Genomic DNA, 23834 nt, shown 5'->3' with positions numbered 1-23834 from the left:
CTGATCATTCTGCGCAGATGAGGCCCATAGGCGGAGCGGCGCGGGTAGGTTAAGTTAATGACTGTTCTGGAGCTGTGTCCCGGAGGAGACTCATGTCCTTGACCCTCGCCCAGCGCGCGACGCTCAGCCTGATCTGCGATACCTTCGCGCCGGGGGACGGGGCGGAGCTGCCGTCCGCGTCGCGGCTCGGCGCCGTCGAGGCGGTCGAACAGTTGCTGGCCCGCAATCCGAGTGCGGCGCAGCGCCGCGCCTTCGAAACCCTGCTGCGCGTGTGGAATTCCCGGACGTTCGGGGTGTTGATCGGGGCCGGGCCGCGCAGATTCGGTGATCTCCCGCAGGCCGACCGCGAGCAGGCATTGCGACGGCTCGGGAATTCTCGGTTGGCCCGCAAGCGCGCGGTCTTCCAGGCGCTCAAGGGTGCTGCATTGACGGCGTACTACGCGACGCCCGGGGCGACGGGTACCAATCCGGCGTGGCAGCAGATGGGATTTCCGGGTCCGTCCGGCGCGCTGCCCGATGCGCCCCGGCCCGCCTTGACTCCGCTGCGGCCGACCGGCGAGACGTCGCTCGACTGCGATGTGGTGGTCGTCGGGTCCGGTGCGGGCGGTGGCACCGCGGCGGCGGTGCTCGCGGCGGCCGGACTGGACGTCGTGGTCGTCGAACGCGGCGGATACTACGATGACGCTGATTTCGGGACCGGCGAGCTCACCGGACTGCTGAATCTGTACTCCCCGGGCCCGGCGACCACACAGGAGGGACAGCTCGGTCTCGTCGCGGGATCGTGTCTCGGCGGCGGCACGGTGGTCAACTGGACCACCTCCTTCCGTACGCCCGACGATGTGCGTGAGGAATGGGCGAACCTGGGCGCCAAGCAATTCGCGGCCGATGAATTCACCGAGGCGCTGGATGCGGTGGCGGCGCGACTCGGGGTCAACGGCGAGCACTCCGACGCCTCCGGCCGCGATACCGTCCTGGAACGCGGTCTGCGCGAACTGGATTGGCATGTCGACGCGATGCCGCGCAATGTGCGCGGCTGTGATGCCGGAATCGAATGCGGCCGTTGTGGTTTCGGCTGCCGAATCGGCGCGAAGCAGTCGGTGACCAAGACCTGGCTCGCCGATGCCGCCGAGCACGGCGCACGGCTGCTGATCGATACCGAGGTCCGCACCATCATGCTGCGCGATGGCAGGGCAAGCGGCGTTGCGGCCGTGACGCCGGAAGGTGACGCGGTCACCATCCGGGCCCGCGCGGTGGTCGTCGCGGCGGGCGCGATCCACACTCCGGCGCTACTGCGCCGTTCCGGGATATCCGGCCAGAATATCGGCCGTTACCTGCGACTGCATCCCGCCACCGCGGTCTTCGGCACCTTCGACGAGGAGATCCGTCCCTGGGAGGGCGGCCTGCAGACGCGCTATTCCACCCAGCACCGGGACCTCAACGGCCACGGTTACGGCGTGATCTATGAGACCGGGCCGCTCACTCCGGGCATGACGGTCGGCTTCCTCAACTGGACCGGTGCGGCCCAGCATCGCGCGATCATGCACAATCTCGCGCATACCGTCGCCGTCGGTGTCATCACCCGAGATCGCGATCATGGCACGGTATCGATCGACCGCGCGGGCGATGCGGTGGTCCGCTATCGCCTGTCCGGCTACGACCAGGCCCATATGCACGCCGGAATCGAAGGCGCGGCAACGATTCTGGAGGCCGCCGGGGCGCGCCGGATCTTCTCCGGACATCAATCCGGCCCGGTTTACGAACCCGGTATCGCAGGCTCCCACGACACCTTCGTCGCCGAATGTCTGCGCGCCGGTTACGGTCCCGGCCGCTGCGCGATGGGTGCGCTGCACATCATGGGCTCGGCCCGCATGGGCGGCTCACGCGCGGATTCGGCCACCGACCCGGACGGCGTGGTCTGGGACGTGCCGAACCTCGTCGTCGCCGACGGCTCCTGCTTCCCCACCGCCTCCGGCGTGAACCCGATGCTGACCATCGAGGCCATCGCCCACATGAACGCCGCCAGATTGGCAACTCGCCTGACCTGAGCACGCCTATCCCTCGTCGCGTCGCCGGATTCCGAGCTGACGCATACCGCGTGAGCGCCTCGCAGCGGCCGCAACCTGTGCGAAGACGTCACGCGGTATGCGCCAGTTCCGAATTAGTCGGCGATGAGGTGGTTGAGGGAGCGCCCGGTGGCCGGGGCGGTGCCGCGTTCGCGTTGGCGGCGGATGATGTAGCGGCCGGGGGCGATTGCGCTGGCGCCGTGTTCGGGGTGGATGAGATAGGCCACGACGTGGGTGTCGAGCATGCCGAGGGCCAGCTCGGTGGTGTCGCGGACATTGTCGGTCCAGCGGCACCTGCCGGGGTCGGCGACCAGGCTGTGCGGATTGCCGCCAGCGCCGCTGCGCAGCAGTTCCAGTCCAGCGGTGGGTACTTCCCGCCAACGCGCGAAAGGCCCTTCGGTGACGGCATTTCGGACGAGCGCGTGTGGAATGACGATCAGATCACCTTGGGCTTGGATGCCGTCGGTGATAGGGATGGTCATTTCGAGTTCGAGATGGTCGAGGACCTCGAAACCGGTGCGGGCGGTGAGGTCGGCGAGGGTCAGCTTCATGGGAATCACCTTGGGGAGAGTTAGGTTCGGCGGACGAGCTGGGCGTAGTGGTCGCCGCTCAGTCCGTAGGTCCATCCGGCGGCGGACAGTGGGTCATCGATCCACTCCGGCACATTGAGTCCGTAGCGGCGGCGGTGGCCATCGCGTTCGAGCGAGCCGTTGACCGCGAGCAGCACCCGCAGTGGCCTGCCCCATTCGGAGGGGGCGTCGTAGAGGCGCAGCGTGGCACCCGGATTGCCCGGATCATTTTGTTCGGCAATGAGTTCCAGCTCGGCGCGGTCGACATAGACATCCCAGCCGAGCCGTTCGATCGCGCAGCGGCGCACCTCGATATTGCGTTCGCCGCGAATGCGTTCCGGCGTCGGATCGAGCACCACCCAGTCCGGGACGACCGCGCCGTGCTGGATATAGACGTGGCTGCCGTCGGCGAAGCCGATCGCGGGCAGGTCCGGGTGGTGCAGCCGGCGCTCATTGTGGCGAGCATTGGGCGTCGGCTCGGTGTGGACAACGGTCGGACGTTCGGCCATGACGCACACCGGACCCAGTGACCACCACCAGCCGGTGGAACGGGTGAGCGCGACCTGGATATCGAGCAATCTCAGGTCATCGCCGCGGAGTGCGACCAGCCCGGCCTGCCGGATCGCATCGTAATAGCCGACACGGTAGGCGTCCTGCTGGCCGTACCAGGCGATGCCGAGCACATCGCGCGCATTGTCCGGCAATAGCGTGCGAATGGCCGCCGCCACACCGTCGGACAATGAGGTGCGCAGCGAATCCTGAACGGCCAGAGCGAGAATCGGCTCGACGGGCACCCCGGCGCGGACCGCTTCCTCCGGCGATAAGGTCCACATCGCTTCCCGCTGTGCCGCATTCATCCATGGTGGTTGACCGCGTCGCAACCGCTGGTCCATGCGATGCCGGGACGCGGACAACAGCGTCGCGATCCGACCCGATGGCGGCAGTTGATTGTTCAGCCGCGGCTGCCATGCCCCGGGATCGAGACCCATGGCCGTCGCGACCGCGGGCGCCGCGGCAGGCGACGGAACCCAAACGAATTCGGGCGGTGGCTCGCCGACGAGTCGATACAGCTCGGATACGGCCGCTTCGGCGGTGGGGCGATCGGAAGGTTCGGCGCGCACACCGTGCTCCAACCATTCGTCGCGCAGCAGACATGCCGACGCAACGCGTTCTGGGGCAAAGATTTTGCGACCGAGCAGGGAAGTGCGGCGACGAGCCGCTCGAGAAGTAGCCACGGCGCTCACCCGATGGTGGCGACGTCGGCCTTTCCGCTAGTCATGGTCACCGATGGTGGCAGGTATGCGGCATTCCCGCAAGGCCGAGATGATCACCGTTTCCGCGAATATCTGAAGCGCGAAAGCTGAAGCCGGGCACCGGCCGCCGTTCGGACGGCCGGTGCGGCGGTGTGCGGCTAGTAGCCGATGGTGAAGCGGCGCTGTATGAATCGCGGCAGCTCGATCTCGTCGAGCAGGGCGACGGCGGCGTCCTCGATCGAGATGCGGCTGCGGCCATCGGTATCACGGACCGGCTGGTCGCCGCCGATCCGGTAGCGGCCGGTGCGTTCGCCGGGGGCGATCAGTTCGGCCGGGCTGAGGTAGGTCCAGAGCCGGTTCGAGGTGCGCAGGACATCGAGGGCGGCGCGATGGCCGCGCACCGCCGCGGCATATTCGCGGGGTAGGCCGAGGTCGTAGAGGGTGTCGGTGAGGCGCTGGTCGTCATCGGCGGTGACGCGGCCCGGCTCGTACTCCAGGCTGCCCGCGCCGCCGACCACGATCAGCCGGGTTCGCGGATGGGTGTCGAGAGCGCTCAGGAGTGAGCGGGCGGCGCTCGCGTAGACCGTCGGGTCGGCGATGGACCGGGCGACGGTGGCATTGAAATCCGTTGCGGCATTTCCCGGCTGGTAGCAGCTGATGAGGACGTCCATGCCGGGCAGTGCCGCGGCGATGGCCGCGCTGTCGAAGATGTCGAGGCTCTGCCAGGTGATATTCGGCTGCTTGTCTGCGATTCGACTCGCGTTCCTGGTGAACGCGGTCACGTGGTGGCCGCGGGCGACGGCCTCGGTGCGTACCCGCTGGCCGATATTGCCGGTCGCGCCGACGATTCCGATGAACATGGTTCTCCTCGATGTGATTGATACGGCGTGTAGAAACTATACGGCGTGAAGTCTTTGAACAACGTTAAGTTTTCTCACGCCGTTGTAGAGTTGCGTCCGTGGGCACTGCGACGCCGAGTAGGCGGGAGTTACGACGCTCCGAGACGACTGCGGAGATCAAGCAGGTCGCGCTCCGGTTGATGGCCGAGGGCGGGCCGGGCGCGATCACGCTGCGGGCGATCGCCCGCGAAATGGGTATGACCGCCAATGCGGTCTACAGCTACTTCCCGACCCGCGACGACCTGATCACCGCGCTGATCAACGATGTCTACTCCGACCTCGCCGACGCGGTCGAAGCCGCCCGCGACGCGTGCCCCGCGACCGATGCCGCCGGCCGAATCCTCGCGTGGGCCTGCGCATTTCGCGATTGGTCCCTGTCGAACTCGCCCGGTTTCCGCCTCATCTACGGCGATCCGGTCCCCAACTACCAGCCCCCGGAAGGCGGCGCGGCCCCCGACGCGGAGCACCGCGTATGCGCTGGCCTCACCGGTCTGGCCGCCGGCGCCTGGCCCCACGCCGAAAAGCTCTACGTCGATAACGGTTTCGAGTGGTCGGACTTCGACCCAAAACTCGTCAGCGAGGTAAAAACGGAGTTCCCCGGCCTCCCACCGGCCGCAGTAGCCATCGCCCTACGCATCTGGGGCCACCTCCACGGCCTGGTCTCCCTAGAAATCTTCGGCCACCTGAGCTCTCAAACCATCGTTCCCGCCAAGCTCTACCGCAACGAAATCCGCCACCTCATCCGCTCCCTGGGCCTGGACCCACCCACCCCCTGACCCCGGCCCGGGCTCGCTCGGACGAGCGATCACCATGCGCTCGTGCAGGTAGACGTCGAGAGTGCACCTGCATGAGCGCACTCTCGGCGGATGGTGAGGGGCAGAGTTAGGGGCGATGTATCGGGTAGGAGGTGAGGTGCTGGGAGGGGGGCGTGGCGGTCGGCATCAAGTTCGGGTTTGTCGATGGAAGACCCGTGGGGGCTGGGTGCGGATGGGTGGGCGATCGGGGAGGTTTCTCTGGCCGAGCCCACATGGGTTTCAGCTTGCGGCGCGGGTGTTGTTCAGTGTGTCGGTGGGGGACTCGCTGAGGGGGGTGTGGGCGGCGCGCTCGGTTAGGGCGGCGAGGGTGGGGAGGCGGGCGTCGCCCAGGGACATGGCGTGGTTGCCGAGGTGGTTGGTTATGAAGGCGATGCCGAGGCCGAGGCGGGGGTTGGCGATGCCGCCGGAGCCGCCGATGCCGAAGTGGCCGAGGGCCTGGCGGGTGAGGCGGGTGCCGACGATGGCGCGGTGGTAGCCGAGGGCGAAATGCGGTGGGGCGCCGAGCACGTAGTCGTAGCGGCTGTTCGGCGCCATTTCGGCGATGCGGTGGGTGGTTTCCGGACGCAGCAGACGGCGGTGGCCGATCAGGCCGTCATTGGCGATGGCGCCGTACATCGCGGCCAGTGCGCGGGCGGTGAACACACCGTTCCAGCCGGGCATCATCGCATCGTAGGGTCGCATGCCGAGGGTCATATCGGCCCAGCCGTCATAGACCGCGCTGCGAGCGGAGTTGACCGCGCGCAGCGCGGCGAATGGTGCGACGAGTGTGTCGAACGGGACCTTGGCGACGCCGAGGCGGGGCGAGAGCCGGGCCAGCCGGTGTCGCTGATGTTCGGGCACCCCGAACCAGAAATCGTTGTCGCCCAGCGGCTCACGTAGTTCGCTGCGGACGAGCTCGAGGAACTCTTGACCGGTGGCGCGCTGTGCGATCTCCGCGACCAGCGTGCCGAAGGTCAGGCCGTGATATCCGGAGGCCCGCAGCCGCATCGGATCCGGTGCGGATGCGGCCATGGCGGCGGCCACGGCATCGTGGTCGAGCAGATCGTCCGGATTCGCGACCAGATCGCGGATGCGCTGCAATCCGGCGCGATGATCGAGCACATCGCGAATTGTGATATCGCCCTTGCCATGCACAGCGAACTCCGGCCAATAGTTCGCCACCGGTGCATCCAATTCGAGGACACCGCGTTCGATCAGCCGGTGTGCGACGGTCGCGGCCACGCCTTTACCGGTCGAATAGGACAGCGCCATGGAATCGGCACGCCAGCGCCGGTCGCCGTCCGCCCACCCGGCCCAGATATCGAGCACCGGCTCCCCGTGCAGATACACCGCGAGCGCGCCGCCGCCCTGACTCTTGCGGCGGAACATCGAAAAGAATTTGGCCGCGACCGCGGTGAACCGGTCATCGATCAGCATATGACCGGGCACGGCAGCGCCCTCGGTGCTCGCAGCGGGCATGGTCAGACTCCCTTGTCTGTCGAATAACGCAGGCAAGCCGGTGCATAACAGTTGCAAGCAGCTTGCAAACATGACTGTAACCGCGTCATACGCGACGGACAACCGTCTGTTCTGGTCAGCGGACGACTGTGGCCGATCCAGAACCCGGTGGGCTTGCGGCGATCGTGAACCTGGATCAGCCCGTGGACGAGTGAGGTTGGGAGGCCGCCCCCTCGTGCAATCGCCTCTCGTTAGAGTCGTGGATCGACCGGCTCGGACTCCAGCGCTAGGACCGCGAATACGGCCTCGTGCACGCGCCATAGTGGTTCACCAGCGACGAAACGGTCGAGTGCCTCCAGCCCCAATGCATACTCCCGCAGTGCCATCGAGCGCTTGCGGCCCAGCCCTCGAGTGCGCAGTCGGCGCAAGTTGTCGTCGCGCAGGTACTCCGGTCCGTAGATGATCCGAAGATATTCGGGGCCGCGGCATTTCACGCCCGGCTGAACGAGCCGGTCGCCATCGCCGCGGACCATCGCGTCATACGGTTTCACCACCATGCCCTCGCCGCCCGCCGTGGTCAGTTCGGTCCACCAGGAAGTGGCGGCGGCCTGGCTGTCCGGATCGGTCAGATCGACGACCATCCGGCCGGTCGGGGTGAACAGCTCGGCGTCGGCAGCGACCAAGCGGTCGATGTGCGACAGGTGCCAATCATGGTCGCGCACTGCGTAATTGATGCCGGAACCGGCCAGGATCTGGAACGGTGCGATCCGGATCCCGGCCAGGCCGTCGACCGGCCAGCAGTAGCGGCCATAGGCCGCGGTGAAGGCCGCCGCATCGGTTTTGCGTGCGCCGGTGCGGTCCGCGAGCTCGGTGACATCCAGGCCGCGTGCTGTGACGGCGGCCAGCAGCTCGGTCGCCGTATCGAGTGCGGCGCGCGCCGCCGCGCCGACCGCCGCGTACTGATTGCGCAGCAGGCCAACGGCTTTGGCCGACCACGGCATCAGCTCGGTATCCAGCAGCAGCCAATCGGTGTTCAGTTCCGTGAACAGGCCCGCCGATTCGGCGGCGGTACGCACCCGCGCGAGCAGTTCCTCGGTCTGCGCCCTGTCATCGAAGAACGGGCGGCCGGTGCGGGTGTAGAGCGCACCGGTGCTGCCGTCGTCGACGCCGAACCGGTCGGCCGCGGTCCGCGCCGAACGCGTCACCAGCACGATTGCGCGCGAACCCATGTGCTTCTCCTCGCACACCACGCGCCGCACATTCTCGGACCGGTAGTAGTCGAAGGCCTCGGCAGGATGTTCGAGGTAGCCGTCCAGCTGGGTGGTCGCACACGGTGCCATGGTCGGCGGCAGGTACACCAGCCACCGCGGATCGATCGCGAACCGGCTCATCACCTCCAAGGCGGCCCCGGCATTCTCCTCCTGCACACCGACGCGGCCGTGCTGGCGAGTTTCCACCACCCGGCGGCCCATGACATCGTCCAGGTCGAGCACGCCCGGATCGCGGTGCACGACGCCGGCGGGCGTCGCGATGGTGGTGGCCTCGAGTGACCGCACCGGCTCGTACCAAACCCGCTCGGCCGGAACCGAAACCGGCACGCGCTCGGGATAACGCAAGGCCGAGAGCTTGCCGCCGAAGACAACGCCCGTATCCAGGCACAGGGTGTTGTTCACCCAGCGCAGGTCGGTCACCGGCGTGTGGCCGTACAGCACCGTGGCGCGCCCGCGATAGTCCTCGGCCCACGGATAGCGCACCGGAAGGCCGTATTCGTCGGTCTCCCCGGTGGATTCGCCGTACATGGCGAAGGAGCGGACCCGCCCGGACGCGCGCCCGTGGTACTCCTCCTTCAGCCCGGCATGCGCGACCACCAACCGGCCGCCGTCGAGTACGTAGTGGCTGATCAGACCGCGGCAGAAGTCCAGCGCCGCCTTGCGGAAATCCTCGTCCTCGGCCGCCAGCTGGGCCAGCGACTCCGCGAGCCCGTGCGCAATGCGCACCTGCTTGCCATCGAGCGCGCGCACCAGCTTGTTCTCATGATTTCCGGTGACGCACAGAGCCGTTCCCGCGCACACCATGCCCATGACGAGTCGCAGCACCCCGGGGGTATCCGGCCCACGGTCGACCAGATCGCCGACGAACACCGCGGTACGCCCCGCCGGGTGACTCGCGCCGACCGCACGGCCCGCATCGTCGCGCGCCAGCTGGTAGCCGAGTTCGCCGAGCAGCGTTTCCAATTCGGCGCGGCAGCCGTGCACATCGCCGATCACGTCGAACGGTCCGGTGAGGTCGCGCCGGTCGTTCCACGCCTTTTCGTCGACAATGGTCGCGGACTCGATCTCCTCGACCCCGCGCAGTATGTACACCTTCCGGAAGCCCTCGCGTTCCAGCCCGCGCAGCCCTCGGCGCAGTTCGCGCTGTTGCCGGGTGACGACGTGTCTGGCCAGGTGTGACCGGTCGGGGCGTAGCGCATTGCGTTCGAAGCACACGGCATCCGCGACGTCGAGCACGATCGCCACCGGCAGCACATCGTGCGCCCGCGCCACCGCGATCAGTTCCTGACGCGCCTTGGGCTGCACATTGGTGGCATCGATAACGGTGCGCAGTCCGCGCCGCAGCCGGATACCGGCGATATGGTGCAGCAGTGCGAAGGCATCCGGCGTCGCCGACTGATCGTTCTCGTCATCGCTGACGACGCCGCGACAGGCGTCCGACGACACGATCGCGGTGTGCCGAAAGTGCTTGTGCGCGAATGTCGATTTCCCGGAACCGGTGCTGCCGATCAGCACGACGAGGGAGAGCTCCGGGATTGCTAGTTCGGTCATCACGCCGCTCCTCTCGTAGTGCCGTCGGCCGTCGCGGTCTTGGTGAACAGGGCCAGCTGCGTGGGCGGGCCGAATTCGGGATGTTCGACACCGACGGGTCCGAAGCGCACCGCGTACCCGTACCGTTGCGCCACGCGGGTCGCCCAGTCCGAGAATTCCGCACGGGTCCATTCGAACCGGTGATCGGAGTGCCGGAACTTGCCCGCCGGAAGTGTCTCGTACACCACGTTGTGCTCGACGTTCGGCGTCGTCACGATTACCGAACCCGGTGCGGCCGAACCGAATACGGCGTATTCGAGAGCGGCCAACCGCGGCTCGTCGATATGTTCGACGACCTCCATCAGCACCGCCGCGTCATACCCGCGCAGCCGCGCATCGGTATAGGTCAACGCCCCTTGCAGCAATGTCAACCGCCGCGCCACCCGCTCCGGCATCCGATCCAGTCGCAACCGCCGCTTGGTGATATTCAGTGCCCGCATCGATACGTCGACACCGACGATCTCGGTAAAAGTCTTGTCCGCCAGCAATTCTCGCAACAAAGCCCCCTCCCCGCAGCCGAGATCGAGCACCCGGTGCGCCCCGACCTCGCGGAGCGCGGCCAAAACCGCGGCCTGCCGCACAACCGCCAGCGACGGCGTACGCTCATCGCCCTCGGTCGCGTTGTCCGCTACCTCCACAGCCTCCGGCGACGTGGACTGTGTCGCCGTCGTCTCGGTTGACGTGGACTGTGCCACCGCCGTCTCGGTTGACGTGGACTGTGCCACCGCCGTCTCGGTTGACGTGGACTGTGCCACCGCGGCCTCGGTCGACGTGGACCGTGCCACCGTATCCCCGGTCGCCGGGAACGTGCCGCGCCCGGCATTTTCGACCACGTTCCCCGACTCGGCGCTCGCCCTCTCGACGGCTACCGCGAAAACCTCAGGTGCAGTGACGGTTTCAATGGATTCACCTGACCGGTCCGCCGATGCTTCGCCATTGCCCACATCGTCGGACAGGATCGCGTCGTCCGCCTCGTCGAATCCCTCCTCGACCGCGTCGAGCTCCTCCGGCTCCACATCGTCGACCTCGGCGAGCCGCGCCAGCGCGGTGCGCACCAGCGACTGGCGTCGAGCCAAGTAGCGCCGGGTGATCCAGGCGCGTTCCGGATGTTCGGCGAGCCAGCCGGCACCCGCGCGGATGAGCTTGTCGACCTCGTCGGCGGCCAGCCAGTAGTGCTTGGCGCCGTCGAGCACCGGCAGCAGGACGTACAGGTGCGCGAGTGCGTCGGCCAGGCGGATCGTGCCGGTGAGTTCCATTCGCACGTAATGGGAATCGCCCCATTCCGGGAAGGCCGGATCGAGGGGGAGTGGTTCGGCGATCACGGTCCAGCCCAGCGGCGCGAAGACCCGCTCGGCCGCTTCCGGTCCGCCCTTGCACGGCACCGCGGGCAAGGCGATCCGCAGCGGCAGTGCGGTACGCGCCAATTCGGGTCGCTGATCGCAGCGTCCGTGCAGCGCGGTGCGGAATACCGCGCCGAGTGCGACCGACAGCAGTGACGACGCCGCGTACGGCCGGTCGTTGACGTACTGGCCGAGGCTGAAATCCGGTGTGCTGCGGGAACGCCCGCGCACCAACCGAATCGGATCGATCTCCAACAGCAGCGCTGCCGTGCATCGCGTGGCGGTCGCCTCCGGATACACGACATGCGCGGTGCCGTAGGACTGCTCGAACGCCTGCACCCGGTCGGGATTCTTGTGCAGCAAGAAGCCCAGATCGGTCGCGGGCCAGGCCGCGTCCTCCGGCGGTGTGCAGGTGATCGTCAACAGCATCTTGCGATCGTCGCCGAGCCGCACACCGCACGCAAGGAGGTTTCGCGGCGTTGCTCAGAGGCTGACGTCCGGCCAGGTCCAGTTGGCGACGGCCGGGATGTCCTCGCCGTGTTCGCGCGTCCACGCGCGGGCGTGCCAGCGGGCATCGACCATTTCCTGGCGCAGTCCGGCCGCCTGCTCCCGCAGTGTCGGCACCCGGTCGATGACGTCCATCACCAAGTGATACCGGTCCAGGTCATTGAGCATCACCATATCGAAAGGCGTTGTAGTGGTGCCCTTTTCGCGGTAGCCACGCACATGCAGCCCATTGTGGTTGGCTCTGCGGTAGGTCAGGCGGTGGATCAGCCACGGATACCCGTGGAACGCGAAGATCACCGGACACTCCCGCGTGAACAGCGCGTCGAACTCGCTGTCGGACAGTCCATGTGGATGCTCGTCCGCGGGTTGCAGCCGCATCAGATCGACCACATTCACCACCCTGATCCGCAGCTGCGGCAGCCGCGACCGCAGAATCGCTGCCGCCGCAAGCGTTTCCAGCGTCGGCACATCGCCGGCGCAGGCGAGTACGACATCGGGTGTGCTGCCGGGATCGTCGTGCTGTCCGGCCCACTCCCAGATTCCCGCGCCGCGCGCGCAGTGCACCGTGGCGTCGGAAACCGAAAGCCAGTCCGCCTGCGGCTGCTTTCCGGCTACCACCACATTGACGTAGTGCCGCGAGCGCAGACAGTGGTCGTAGGTCGACAGCAGCGTATTCGCGTCCGGCGGCAGATACACCCGCACGATCGAGGACTTCTTGTTCAGCACCACATCGAGGAATCCGGGATCCTGATGGGTGAAGCCATTGTGGTCCTGTCGCCAAACATGTGACGACAGTAGGTAATTCAGGCTCGCGATGGGTTGCCGCCACGGCACCGCCGCACTCGCGTCCAGCCATTTGGCGTGCTGGTTGAACATCGCGTCGACAATGTGGATGAATGCCTCGTAGCAGGTGAACACCCCGTGCCTGCCGGTCAGCAGGTAGCCCTCGAGCAGTCCCTGGCACATATGCTCGGAGAGCACCTCGATGACCCGCCCGCCCCGGTCCAGGCCCACATCGAATTCGCCGATTTCGGCCTGCCAGGCGCGCCCGGTGACCTGCAGAATGTCCTGCAGCCGATTGCTGGCCAGCTCATCCGGCGCGAAGGTCAGAAAGTTGTCGGGATTGCGAGCGGTGACATCGCGCAGCCATCCGCCGAGCACTCGGGTCGCCTCGTGCTGCGTCGCGCCCGGCTTGTCTACCTCGACGCCGTAGGAACGCCAATCCGGCAGCCGCAGGTCTCGAACGAGCCTGCCCCCGTTGGCAATTGGATTCGCGCTCAGCCGCCGGTCGCCATCGGGAACGAGTTCGAGCAGGGCCGGAACGGGCCTGCCGGACTCATCGAACAGCTGCTCCGGCCGATAGGCCCGCAACCACTGCTCGAGTACCGCGCGATGCCGGTCATCGGTGCGCGCGGCCGCCAATGGCACCTGATGCGCGCGGAATGTGCCCTCGACCTGATCGCCGTCGACCACCGGCGGACAGGTCCACCCCTTCGGCGTGCGCAGCACGATCATCGGCCAGACCGGGCGCACCCCATCGGTCCCCGCGCGGGCGATGCGCTGAATCTCCGCGATGCGATCCAGACAGGCGTCAACGGCGATCGCCATCTCCTGGTGGACCCGCGCCGGGTCGCTGCCCGCGACGACGATCGGCTCGTAGCCGTATCCGCGCAGCAGCGTCAGCAATTCCGACTCCGGAATGCGCGCCAGGATGGTCGGATTGGCGATCTTGTACTGATTCAACGCGAGAATCGGCAGCACCGCCCCGTCGCGCCCCGGATTGAGGAATTTGTTGGCGTGCCAGCTGGTGGCGAGCGGCCCGGTCTCCGCCTCACCGTCACCGATCACGCAGAACACCGTCAGATCCGGATTATCGAATGCCGCCCCGAACGCGTGCAGCAGCGAATAGCCGAGCTCACCGCCCTCGTGGAAGGAACCCGGCGTCTCCGGCGCGCAGTGACTGGGCACGCCACCGGGGAAGGAGAACTGTCCGAACAGCGCGCCCATCCCGGTTTCGTCCTGCGGTACATGGCTGTACAGCTCCGAATACGTGCCCTCCAGCCATGCACAGGCATTCGGCCCGGGCCCGCCGTGCCCGGGGCCGGCCACGAAGACGGCGTTCAGATCGCGCTGCCGGATCGCCCGATTCGCATGCACCCAGACCAGGTTCAAGCCGGGTACGGTGCCGAAATGGCCGAGCAGCCGGGGCTTGATGTGTTCGGCCCGCAGCGGTTCGCGCAGCAGCGGATTGCGCATGAGATAGATCTGGCCGACCGCGAGATAGTTCGCGGCACGCCACCACGCGTCGATCGATTCCAGTTCCGTGCGTCCAAGGGGGCCGGAGACCTCCCCGAGCTGATACGGCCGCGGTGCGATGGTGGCGCCGCCACTGGTGTCGACATTGTCGGCCGAGGTATCGCCCCCGACACTGGCCATCTGCGTCATTCGCCGACTCTCCTCACATTCGGGCATCGCCAAGCGGCACCTGGACGGACCGCCTGTCACCGGGTCCTGCACGGTTGCCGACGTCGATTGATAACGCCGGATGGAGAATTCACCGCCAGCCTACCCACGCGCGGCCCCGCGCCGATCGGTTCTCACCGTCCCGCGTCGGGGGTCGGCCCGTCTCGTGCCGGAGGTCATCCGATCCGGTGCCATCGGTCCTCGCCCTATCGAAGGGCGGCTCGGTCGGGACGATTCGCGGTGGATTATGGTCCGCCACATGCAAACACTGCGCAGGATCATCGGTATCGGCACCATCGCCGCGGCGACATTCGCGCTGGCCGCCTGTGGCTCGGACGGTGACAAGGGCTCGTCGGCGACCTCGTCGGCGACGAGCTCCTCGGCCGCCAAGGCATCGGCGCAGCCCACCTTCGGCCAGCTGCCCGCGCAGCCCACCGGAGCCGAATGCACCGCCGATGACATCGTGGTGGTCGGCGGTTTCGGCGCCGCTCCGAAGATCACCATCCCCGACACCTGCACCGCGCCGACCCAGCTCGTCGTCAAGGATCTGGTCGCGGGCAGCGGTCCGGGTGCGGTCGCCGGTCAGCCCCTCACCATGAACTACACGCTGATCACCTGGTCGGATAAGAAGAAGCTGGACAGCTCGTTCGACCGCGGCAAGCCGTTCCAGCTCACGCTGGGCGCCGGACAGGTCATCCCGGGCTGGGAGCAGGGCCTGGTCGGTGTGCAGGCGGGCGCGCGGCGGCTGCTGATCATCCCGCCGAACCTCGGCTACGGCGCAGGTGGCAATGGCATCAAGCCCAACGAGACGCTGGTCTTCGTCACCGACGCCGTCACCGTCGGCAAGTGACGGCGACGCGCGGTCCTCGGCGGTGGTGCTGCCTGCAGCCCGCCGCGACCGGTCAACTAACCTGGTCGAGATGCGCACGTCAACTCGTGCGGCGATTTCGCTCGTGATTACCCCTAGCAAGTCGGCCACAAGCAAGTCGACCGGAACCAACGAACAAGGAGCATGTCCGTGAAGAGCACCGTCGAGCAGCTGAGCCCGACCCGGGTCCGGATCAACGTCGAGGTGCCTTTCGAGGAGCTGAAGCCGGACTTCGACAAGGCCTACAAGGCGCTGGCCAACCAGGTCCGCATCCCCGGCTTCCGTCCGGGCAAGGCCCCGGCCAAGCTCATCGAGGCCCGCCTGGGCCGCGGCGCGATCCTGGAGCAGGTCGTCAACGACGTACTGCCCGGCCGCTACAGCGAGGCCGTCACCACCTCCGAGGTGAAGGTCATCGGCCAGCCCGAAATCGAGATCACCAAGATCGAGGACGGCCAGGAGCTGGCGTTCACGGCCGAAGTCGACGTGCGCCCCGAGATCGCCCTGCCCGCCTACGACGACATCGAGGTGACCGTCGACTCGTTCACCATCGGTGACGAGGACATCGAGGAGCAGCTGCAGTCGCTGCGCCAGCGCTTCGGCACCCTGACCGGTGTCGAGCGTCCGGTCCAGGACGGCGACTTCGTCTCCATCGATCTCTCGGCCACCGTCGACGGCGAGGACGTGCCCGAGGCGGCCACCACCGGCCTGTCCCACGAGGTCGGCTCCGGCCAGCTGATCGAGGGCCTGGACGAGGCGCTGATCGGCCTTTCGGTCGACGAGTCCAAGGAGTTCACCTCGACCCTGGTCGCCGGTGAGCACGCGGGCAAGGAGGCGGTCATCACCGTCACCGTGCGCTCGGTCAAGGAGCGCGAGCTGCCCGAGGCCGACGACGACTTCGCCCAGCTGGCCAGCGAATTCGACACCCTCGACGAGCTGAAGGAAGACCTGCGCAACCGGGTCGAGCGGGTCAAGAAGGTCGAGCAGGCCGGTCAGATCCGCGACAAGGTGCTCGAGACCCTGCTCGAGCAGGTCGAGGTGCCGCTGCCCGAGGCGGTCGTGCAGGCCGAGATCGACGCCGTGCTGCACGATGCGGTGCACGGCTTCGACCACGACGAGGACAAGCTCGCCGAGGCGCTCGAGGCCCAGGGCTCCAGCCGCGAGGAGTTCGACAAGGACACCAAGGAGTCCGCCGAGAAGTCGGTGAAGACCCAGCTGCTGCTGGACGCCATCGCCGAGGCGGACAACACCCAGGTCGGCCAGGAGGAGCTCACCGAGCGGATCCTGTTCCAGGCGCAGCGCTACGGTCTGTCGCCCGAGCAGTTCATCCAGCAGGTGCAGCAGGCGGGGCAGCTCGGCGCGGTCTTCGCCGACGTCCGCCGCGGCAAGGCGCTGGCCGGTGTGGTCGGCAAGGTGAAGGTCACCGACTCCGACGGCAACACCGTGGACACCGCCGAAATGTTCGGCGCCCCTGAGGGTTCCGCCGACGCGGCGGAGTCCACCGAGTCCACCGGGTCCGCCGCGGCGAGCGCCGAATAAGTTCATGAAGTGCCAGCGTGGTCGTGTCCCGGATGGATGCGTTATTGCGCTGTGAGCGAAGATGGGCGGTACCGGGAGTTCGGTGCCGCCCTGCTTCGTTAATGTTTGTGACAAGCGAACCAGAGATGGCTGTTCGGCATCAGCAACGAGCCGGTGAGAGAAGGCAGGTATCCGTGACAATGAACAAGGCAGGGGTCGTCATGACATCCGCGACTGCTGGTCTGAACCTCAGTGATTCGGTGTACGAGCGCCTGCTGCGTGAGCGCATCATCTTCCTCGGCACTCAGGTCGACGACGACATCGCGAACAAGCTGTGCGCGCAGATGCTGCTGCTCGAGGCGGAGGACCCCACCCGCGACATCTTGCTCTACATCAACTCGCCCGGCGGCTCGGTGACCGCGGGTATGGCCATCTACGACACCATGCAGTTCGTTGAATGCGATATCGCCACCTTCGGCATGGGGCTGGCCGCGTCGATGGGGCAGTTCCTGCTCACCGCCGGCACCAAGGGCAAGCGCAGCGCACTGCCGCACGCGCGGATCATGATGCACCAGCCCTCGGCGGGCATCGGCGGTTCCGCGGCCGATATCGCGATCATGGCCGAGCAGTTCGCGCACACCAAGCGCGAGCTCAACGAGCTGCAGGCGCTGCACACCGGCAAGCCGATCGAGCAGGTCACCGCCGATGCCGACCGCGACCGCTGGTTCACCGCGGCGCAGGCGCTGGAATACGGCTTCATCGACCGCGTGATCGCCCACGGGGCGCAGGCGAACGGCGCGGGTAGCTAACTGAACACGCAGATCCGTTCCCCCTCAACGACTTTGGAGACGAAGATGGTCAATCAGTTCGACCCGCGCGCCGGTCTCGGCGGCACCGCTCCGGCGAGCCCGCAGTCGCGCTACATCCTGCCCTCGTTCATCGAGCACTCCAGCTTCGGTGTCAAGGAGTCCAACCCGTACAACAAGCTGTTCGAGGAGCGCATCATCTTCCTCGGCGTGCAGGTCGACGATGCCTCGGCGAACGACATCATGGCGCAGCTGCTGGTGCTGGAGTCGCTGGATCCCGATCGCGACATCACCATGTACATCAACTCGCCCGGTGGCTCGTTCACCTCGCTGATGGCGATCTACGACACCATGCAGTACGTGCGTGCCGATGTCGCCACCGTCTGCCTGGGTCAGGCCGCATCGGCCGCTGCCGTGCTGCTCGCCGCCGGTACCCCCGGCAAGCGCGCATGCCTGCCCAATGCCCGTGTGCTGATCCACCAGCCTTCGCTGGAGGGTGGTATTCAGGGGCAGGTTTCGGACCTGGAGATCCAGGCCGCCGAGATCGAGCGCATGCGCCGTCTGATGGAGACCACGCTGGCGCGCCACACCGGTAAGGATGCGGACACCATCCGCAAGGACACCGACCGTGACAAGATCCTGACGGCCGAGGAGGCCAAGGAGTACGGGATCATCGATACGGTGTTCGACTACCGCAAGCTCAGCGCCCAGAAGTAGGAAGCCGCGCCGGCTGGCGCGGTGCGCTGATCGCTCGTAAGTTGCTCAATGTCAGGATATTCCGGCCGGGACAGGTGCCACTCGGCATGTGGCCCGGCCGGACTGCTTCAGGAAAGTCGATCGGCCGGAACGGTGTCCGGCAGAAGGCATTCCGGGGCGGGCGGCCAGGCGTGTCGAATGGCCGTCGATCGGGGTGAACGTGTTCCATAGTGGTAAGAACTCGTAGAACCCCGGCGAGAAACATGCTCGAGTTGTCGACCTCCGTCGCGCACACCGGGTACGGTCGACCTAGGGACCTTTGCTCCCGGTTGACGGCAGTGCTCGAACGTCGGATTCGCTCGAGGTGTTCGTGATTACACCCGAGGGTGGCGGATTGCTGGCAACCTGGATAGACGGTTGCAGGCGGACAAGGAAGTAGGGACCCACGAGATGGCGCGCATCGGAGATGGCGGCGATCTGCTGAAGTGCTCGTTCTGCGGAAAGAGTCAGAAGCAGGTCAAGAAGCTCATTGCGGGACCAGGGGTGTACATCTGCGACGAGTGCATCGATCTATGCAACGAGATCATCGAGGAAGAGCTGGCCGAGTCCAGCGAGGTCAAACTCGATGAGCTGCCCAAGCCTGCCGAGATCCGGGATTTCCTCGAGAACTACGTCATCGGGCAGGACACCGCCAAGCGCACGCTCGCCGTCGCCGTGTACAACCACTACAAGCGCATCCAGGCGGGCGACAAGGGGCGCGACAGCCGGGGCGAGACCGTCGAGCTGGCCAAGTCGAACATTCTGATGCTCGGCCCCACCGGCTGCGGTAAGACCTATCTGGCGCAGACGCTGGCCAAGATGCTCAATGTCCCGTTCGCCATCGCCGACGCCACGGCGCTGACCGAGGCCGGATACGTCGGTGAGGATGTCGAGAACATCCTGCTGAAGCTGATCCAGGCGGCGGACTACGACGTGAAGCGGGCCGAGACCGGCATCATCTACATCGATGAGGTCGACAAGATCGCGCGCAAGAGTGAGAACCCCTCGATCACCCGCGATGTCTCCGGTGAGGGTGTGCAGCAGGCGCTGCTGAAGATCCTGGAGGGTACGCAGGCCAGCGTGCCGCCGCAGGGTGGGCGCAAGCATCCGCACCAGGAATTCATCCAGATCGACACCACCAATGTGCTTTTCATCGTTGCTGGCGCGTTCGCCGGGCTGGAGAAGATCATCTCCGATCGCACCGGTCACCGCGGTATCGGCTTCGGTGCCGAGGTGCGTTCCAAGGCCGAGATCGACACCGATGACCACTTCGCCGAGGTCATGCCCGAGGATCTGATCAAGTTCGGTCTGATCCCGGAATTCATCGGCCGTCTGCCCGTCGTCGCCTCGGTGACGAACCTGGACAAGGATTCGCTGGTCAAGATTCTCTCCGAGCCGAAGAACGCGCTGGTGAAGCAGTACGTGCGGCTCTTCGAGATGGACGGCGTCGACCTCGAGTTCACCGATGACGCGCTCGAGGCGATCGCCGATCAGGCGATCCTGCGCGGCACCGGCGCCCGTGGCCTGCGCGCCATCATGGAGGAAGTCCTGCAGCTGGCGATGTTCGACATCCCCAGTCGCGACGACGTCGCCAAGGTGGTCGTCAACGCCGATACCGTCAACGACAACGTGCTGCCGACCATCGTGCCGCGCAAGGCGCAGCGTGCGGAGCGCAGGGAGAAGTCGGCGTAATCGCTACGCGGACCGGGTCAGACGAAATGCAACCGCACATGCGTTGCTTCCGGCTGGCCCGGGCGTGCTGCTCATGCCGCCGCCACCAAGCGGTGTTACGGCGGTCACGCTCGAACTAGTTTTTTGTGTACCGAGCTCTCGGTTGGGGTACTCCTAGCTCACGGTTGAGTAACCAGCCCAGTCTTGGTCCATCCGCGGATCGGGCGAAAAGATCCCGCCTGCAAGGTTTTTGGTCGGCGGGTGCGACGGACCGAGGTCCCTCATGCCGATAGTTTCAGTTTCCTCGGATGACAGCGCGGCTGCTGTGCGCGAATCCGGACAAACCACCGATCGTCTGTCCATCGTGGTCTTACCGCCGATGGATTCGATCACGTTGTGCGCGGTGGGTGGTGAAGTGGATTACCTGACGGCCGATGCTCTGCGCCGGTCCCTGCTCGGAGCACTGCCCACGGCGGCTACGGTGCTGGTCATCGACCTGTCGCAGGTGACGTTCTTCGGCGTCGCCGGGCTGCGGGTTCTGATGGATGCCCGATCCTGGTGCGCCCGCAGCGGCCGGCGACTTCAGTTGATCACCGGCCCGCGCTGCGTGGACCGGCTACTCGAGGTTGCGGGTCATGCCGCGGTGTTCGATATCGTGCCGAGCCTCGCCGCGGTTGCGCGGGCGACCGTGTCCGAGGTGGCGCGCGTGAGCGCCTGATAGCGAAAACACGGGTGCGGCAGTCGAATTCGACTGCCGCACCCGCGGATTGCTGGCGCCGATTCAGACTGCTTCGCTGCGCATATCGTCCTGGCTCCAATAGGCGCGCATGCTGACGATCCGGCCCTCGTCGTCGAACTCCATCACATCGATGGGCGAGAGCGTGAACCGCTGCTCGCCGAACTTGGTGACCAGGGTGAACATGAAGGCGGCGTGGTTGCCCGCGATGCGGATCGTCTCCGGCCGCAGTTGGGTCTCCCGGTCGAGGTTGGCGAGCACATCGTAGAACTCGCGAATGGCGTCGTGGCCACGCTTGGGCTCGGTACCCATGGGGTCCTCCACCACCGCATCGGGCGCGTAGAGCTCGACGATCTCTTCGGTGGGACCCGAGCCGACCAGTTTGACGTACTGCTCGACCACATCGCGGATCTGCTGTGCCATGAGAACCCCTCTTGTTTCGAGCGACCGCGAGCAGTCGCCCGCGGCGACGAATTGAAACGTGTTCTAATTCGGAGCCTAGCAGTGTCCCGTGGCAGCGTTGAGGGGAATCCCGATAGCCGGGAGGGTGGATGACGTGCTGGCGCAGATGGCCCCCCGCGCCAGCACTGGTCCTAGCCTCTTGCGCACCGAACGGGCCGCCGATCATGCCCACTCGGCATTCTTAATTGGCGCGCCAGTGCTTTTGGATACGGTGACGATCGCTTGTCACATCCCTGTGTCGCCCGATCGCGCCCGGTGCCGGAATCGCCGTTGATTCCCTGGTTCGCCGTTGAACCTTCTGTCCCGCACTGGTGCGTCTGCTAGTGGTTTCGGCATTGCGGCTTCGCGTGTTACTGCCTGCGGCTGCCTCTTTACCAGGGTGTGCGCACTGGTTCCAGAAAACTCGTCGCTATTTCCCGCCGTTCGACCCCGGTGTGTCGAGCTAGTGTGGTGCTTGTAGTGCTGTTTACTCGGTCCGGTCAACCAGATGTTCGAGTGACGAGTGAAAGCGGAGGAGACATGCCACTGCCTACCATGACCGCCGAACAGCGCACTGAGGCGTTGGCCAAAGCGGCTGCGGTCCGCAAGGCACGCTCGGAACTGATCGGCAAGGTGAAGGCCGGAAAGGTATCGGTCGCCGAACTGTTGAAGAAGGCCGACAGTGATGACTTGGTCAAGAAGACCAAGGTCGCTGCGGTGATCAAGGCGCTGCCCGGCGTCGGACCGGTAAAGGCCGCCAAGCTGATGGACCAGGCGGAGATCCCCGAGGACCGCCGCATCGGCGGACTCGGCGCACGCCAGCGTGCGGCGTTGCTCGAAGCGTTGAAGGACTGACAACTACAGTCGCACCATGATCGGGGAACCAACGCTCACGTCGGTGGCGTGGCTGTGCGTCGAGAACGGCCGCTTGCTCGCGGTCCGGACCGAGGGACGCGACGCCTTCTATCTACCGGGCGGCAAGCCCGAGCCCGGGGAAACCCTGACCGGAGCGCTCGTTCGTGAGGTTCGCGAGGAAGTAGGCGTCGAGTTGGAGGAGCACCGGATCACGCCCGTGGTGACCATTACGGCCCCCGCCCACGGGCGTCCCGGAACGCTCGTGCAGATGCACTGCTTCCGCGCACCCGGTCACGGCACACCGGCTCCGGCCGCGGAGATCGCCGAGATGGCGTGGCTCGGACCGGGCGATGGTCATCGGTGCGCACCGGCGGTGGTGCGGGCCCTCGACCATTTGACCGAGATCGGCGGGTGGGACGCGTCCTGAATGTCGGACGCATTCGCTTCTGGCAGACCAAACGCCCCACGGCATGCGCTGTGGGGCGTTGACTGTTCCGGGGAATCAGCGAGGTGTGCGGCGGCGGGGGAGCCGGAAGGTGATCGGGTCGGGATCGCGCAACTGCGGCCCGCGCGGGGTGACCAGGATCAGCGCCAGACCGAGGACGGCGATCAGCACCGCGCCGACGATGCTGAGGGTGAAACTGCCCGCGGCCATCTCGGCCGGCTTGTGCGAGACGTGATAGATCAGGTGCGGCACACCGAAGACCAGCCAGCCCAGGCCCGCGACCTGGGCCAGGGCGCTGCCGCCGAGGAAGAGCGCGGCCAGGGTCACCGCGGTCAGCGCCAGGAAGAACGAACCGACGTCGGAGGCCAGATGGTGGTTGTACGGACCGTCGGCCGAGATCCACTGCATGCCGAAGCCCGGAAAGCTGGTGTACCACGAATGCGGCGCGAAAACCGCCCACAGGCCGACGACCGCGCCCTGGAATGCCAATACCCCCAATATGATTCGAACGGCCAGCCAGCGGTTGCGCTGCTGTTCGAACCGCATACGCACGCGTAATCCGCCGGATTTGCCATCGACCGTGATCCGCATCGGTGTCTCCGTTCATCGCCGAACGATGGATCTGGTGTTGTCACCGTAAAACGGACACCGGCCGTGATCAATAGGCGGCGACCTCGTCGGTAATGGTCAGCCGGTCCGGGCGGGTATAGATGTTCATGGTGTCGCCGCGCAGGAAACCGACCAGGGTGAGGCCGGATTCGGTGGCGAGGTCGACGGCCAGTGAGCTGGGGGCGGAGACGGCGCCGAGTATAGGGATGCCCGCCATGACGGCCTTTTGAACGAGTTCGAAGGAGGCGCGGCCGCTGACGATGAGGATGAGGTCGTGTGCGGGGATGCGGTTTTGGAGCAGGGCCCAGCCGAGGACTTTGTCGACAGCGTTATGGCGGCCGATATCTTCGCGCACGGCGAGTGCGGTGCCATCGGTGGTGAACAGTCCTGCGGCGTGCAGGCCGCCGGTGGCGTCGAAAACTGTTTGGCGGGTACGCAATCGGTCGGGCAGGACGGCGAGGGTATTGCTGTCGAGGGTGATCGAGCTGGTCGGGAGCGGGTATCGGGTGCGGGTGCGGACCTCGTCGAGTGCGGTTTTGCCGCAGAGGCCGCAGGCGCTGGTGGTGAGGAAGTTGCGGCTGTGGACGGCGGTGGGGTTGCGCAGGTGGATGTCGAGGACGTTGTAGGTGTTGCGGCCGTCCTCGTCGGTGCCCGCGCAGTAGCGGGCGCTGACGACATCCTCGGCGGTGTGAATGATGCCCTCGCCCAACAGGAATCCGTGCACGAGTTCGATATCGCTGCCGGGGGTGCGCATGGTGACGGTGAGCGACCGGCCGTCGAGGCGGATTTCCAGCGGCTCCTCGACGGCGAGTGAATCCGGGCGCTCGACAATGCCGTTGGGCGAGATGCGGCGCATCCGTTTGCGGGCGGTGACTCTACTCACGACTGCGCCTCTCCGCGTTCGGCTCGGTCGTGCACGGTGTACGGTGCGACCTGATTCGTTCGC

Annotated in this window: 20 protein-coding genes; 10 read left to right on the top strand and 10 right to left on the bottom strand. The window is 66.5% G+C overall.

Features of this window, described 5'->3' with window-relative positions; genetic code table 11:
* The first annotated feature begins 92 nt into the window (after positions 1 to 92).
* The gene (locus ACQP2D_RS34965) at positions 93 to 2045 is read left to right on the top strand and encodes a GMC family oxidoreductase N-terminal domain-containing protein (RefSeq protein ID WP_433680203.1); all 1953 of its coding nucleotides are present in this window, start codon (positions 93 to 95) and stop codon (positions 2043 to 2045) included.
* 113 nt (positions 2046 to 2158) lie between these two features.
* Here ACQP2D_RS34965 and ACQP2D_RS34960 read toward each other — a convergent pair whose 3' ends face one another.
* From ACQP2D_RS34960 to ACQP2D_RS34950, 3 genes are all read right to left on the bottom strand, one after another.
* Positions 2159 to 2614, bottom strand: coding sequence for a hypothetical protein (locus ACQP2D_RS34960; RefSeq protein WP_433680202.1), 456 nt, complete (start codon positions 2612 to 2614; stop codon positions 2159 to 2161).
* Between the two features lie 20 nt (positions 2615 to 2634).
* A complete protein-coding gene (locus ACQP2D_RS34955; RefSeq protein WP_433680201.1) occupies positions 2635 to 3867 on the bottom strand; it encodes a DUF6745 domain-containing protein in 1233 nt (410 codons plus the stop codon).
* A gap of 176 nt (positions 3868 to 4043) precedes the next feature.
* A complete protein-coding gene (locus ACQP2D_RS34950) occupies positions 4044 to 4745 on the bottom strand; it encodes an NAD(P)-dependent oxidoreductase (RefSeq protein WP_433680200.1) in 702 nt (233 codons plus the stop codon).
* Between the two features lie 98 nt (positions 4746 to 4843).
* On the opposite strand from ACQP2D_RS34950, the gene ACQP2D_RS34945 reads away from it, so the two are divergent.
* A complete protein-coding gene (locus ACQP2D_RS34945; protein WP_433680199.1) occupies positions 4844 to 5560 on the top strand; it encodes a TetR/AcrR family transcriptional regulator in 717 nt (238 codons plus the stop codon).
* 258 nt (positions 5561 to 5818) lie between these two features.
* Here the strand turns inward: ACQP2D_RS34945 and ACQP2D_RS34940 are convergent, their stop codons facing one another.
* The 4 genes from ACQP2D_RS34940 to ACQP2D_RS34925 all read right to left on the bottom strand — a co-directional run bounded on the left by ACQP2D_RS34940 (position 5819) and on the right by ACQP2D_RS34925 (position 14189).
* Positions 5819 to 7057, bottom strand: coding sequence for a serine hydrolase domain-containing protein (locus tag ACQP2D_RS34940; protein WP_433680198.1), 1239 nt, complete (start codon positions 7055 to 7057; stop codon positions 5819 to 5821).
* Positions 7058 to 7287: 230 nt separating this feature from the next.
* A complete protein-coding gene (locus ACQP2D_RS34935; RefSeq protein WP_433680197.1) occupies positions 7288 to 9858 on the bottom strand; it encodes a polynucleotide kinase-phosphatase in 2571 nt (856 codons plus the stop codon).
* Positions 9858 to 11666: a 3' terminal RNA ribose 2'-O-methyltransferase Hen1 gene (locus tag ACQP2D_RS34930; RefSeq protein ID WP_433680196.1), complete on the bottom strand. Its 1809-nt coding sequence runs from the start codon at positions 11664 to 11666 to the stop codon at positions 9858 to 9860. Before ACQP2D_RS34930 ends, ACQP2D_RS34935 begins: the two co-directional genes overlap by 1 nt.
* A 54-nt stretch (positions 11667 to 11720) precedes the next feature.
* The gene (locus tag ACQP2D_RS34925) at positions 11721 to 14189 is read right to left on the bottom strand and encodes a phosphoketolase family protein (protein WP_433680195.1); all 2469 of its coding nucleotides are present in this window, start codon (positions 14187 to 14189) and stop codon (positions 11721 to 11723) included.
* 277 nt (positions 14190 to 14466) lie between these two features.
* Here ACQP2D_RS34925 and ACQP2D_RS34920 point away from each other — a divergent pair, with 277 nt between their 5' ends.
* From ACQP2D_RS34920 to ACQP2D_RS34895, 6 genes are all read left to right on the top strand, one after another.
* A complete protein-coding gene (locus ACQP2D_RS34920) occupies positions 14467 to 15057 on the top strand; it encodes an FKBP-type peptidyl-prolyl cis-trans isomerase (RefSeq protein WP_433680194.1) in 591 nt (196 codons plus the stop codon).
* A 168-nt stretch (positions 15058 to 15225) separates the two neighbouring features.
* Entirely contained in the window at positions 15226 to 16611 is a 1386-nt protein-coding gene (gene tig / locus ACQP2D_RS34915; RefSeq protein ID WP_433680193.1) for a trigger factor, read from the top strand.
* A gap of 179 nt (positions 16612 to 16790) precedes the next feature.
* A complete protein-coding gene (locus tag ACQP2D_RS34910; RefSeq protein WP_433680192.1) occupies positions 16791 to 17399 on the top strand; it encodes an ATP-dependent Clp protease proteolytic subunit in 609 nt (202 codons plus the stop codon).
* Positions 17400 to 17444: 45 nt separating this feature from the next.
* A complete protein-coding gene (locus ACQP2D_RS34905; RefSeq protein WP_354960993.1) occupies positions 17445 to 18113 on the top strand; it encodes an ATP-dependent Clp protease proteolytic subunit in 669 nt (222 codons plus the stop codon).
* A 429-nt stretch (positions 18114 to 18542) separates the two neighbouring features.
* Positions 18543 to 19823, top strand: coding sequence for an ATP-dependent Clp protease ATP-binding subunit ClpX (gene clpX, locus ACQP2D_RS34900; protein ID WP_063044679.1), 1281 nt, complete (start codon positions 18543 to 18545; stop codon positions 19821 to 19823).
* 262 nt (positions 19824 to 20085) lie between these two features.
* Complete coding sequence (locus tag ACQP2D_RS34895) at positions 20086 to 20520, top strand: STAS domain-containing protein (RefSeq protein WP_433680191.1); 435 nt, start codon at positions 20086 to 20088, stop codon at positions 20518 to 20520.
* A 63-nt stretch (positions 20521 to 20583) separates the two neighbouring features.
* Here the strand turns inward: ACQP2D_RS34895 and ACQP2D_RS34890 are convergent, their stop codons facing one another.
* Positions 20584 to 20961, bottom strand: a complete 378-nt coding sequence (locus ACQP2D_RS34890) for a nuclear transport factor 2 family protein (RefSeq protein WP_433680190.1) — start codon at positions 20959 to 20961, stop codon at positions 20584 to 20586.
* Between the two features lie 558 nt (positions 20962 to 21519).
* Here ACQP2D_RS34890 and mihF point away from each other — a divergent pair.
* Both mihF and ACQP2D_RS34880 read left to right on the top strand, forming a co-directional pair.
* Positions 21520 to 21834 (top strand): integration host factor, actinobacterial type, encoded by a 315-nt coding sequence (mihF, locus tag ACQP2D_RS34885; protein WP_354960125.1) that lies wholly within the window; start codon positions 21520 to 21522, stop codon positions 21832 to 21834.
* Between the two features lie 16 nt (positions 21835 to 21850).
* Positions 21851 to 22261, top strand: a complete 411-nt coding sequence (locus ACQP2D_RS34880; RefSeq protein ID WP_433680189.1) for an NUDIX hydrolase — start codon at positions 21851 to 21853, stop codon at positions 22259 to 22261.
* Positions 22262 to 22336: 75 nt separating this feature from the next.
* On the opposite strand, the gene ACQP2D_RS34875 is transcribed toward ACQP2D_RS34880, so the two are convergent.
* Positions 22337 to 22870, bottom strand: a complete 534-nt coding sequence (locus tag ACQP2D_RS34875; protein WP_433680188.1) for a hypothetical protein — start codon at positions 22868 to 22870, stop codon at positions 22337 to 22339.
* A 67-nt stretch (positions 22871 to 22937) separates the two neighbouring features.
* Positions 22938 to 23771, bottom strand: a complete 834-nt coding sequence (gene fdhD / locus ACQP2D_RS34870) for a formate dehydrogenase accessory sulfurtransferase FdhD (RefSeq protein ID WP_433680187.1) — start codon at positions 23769 to 23771, stop codon at positions 22938 to 22940.
* Positions 23772 to 23834 lie beyond the last annotated feature (63 nt).

It is taken from the genome of Nocardia sp. CA-119907 (assembly GCF_050955995.1).
In the GTDB taxonomy this organism is placed as follows: Bacteria; Actinomycetota; Actinomycetes; order Mycobacteriales; family Mycobacteriaceae; genus Nocardia.
Note: the sequence above shows the minus strand (reverse complement) of the source record. Positions and strands in the feature narration are given on the sequence as shown.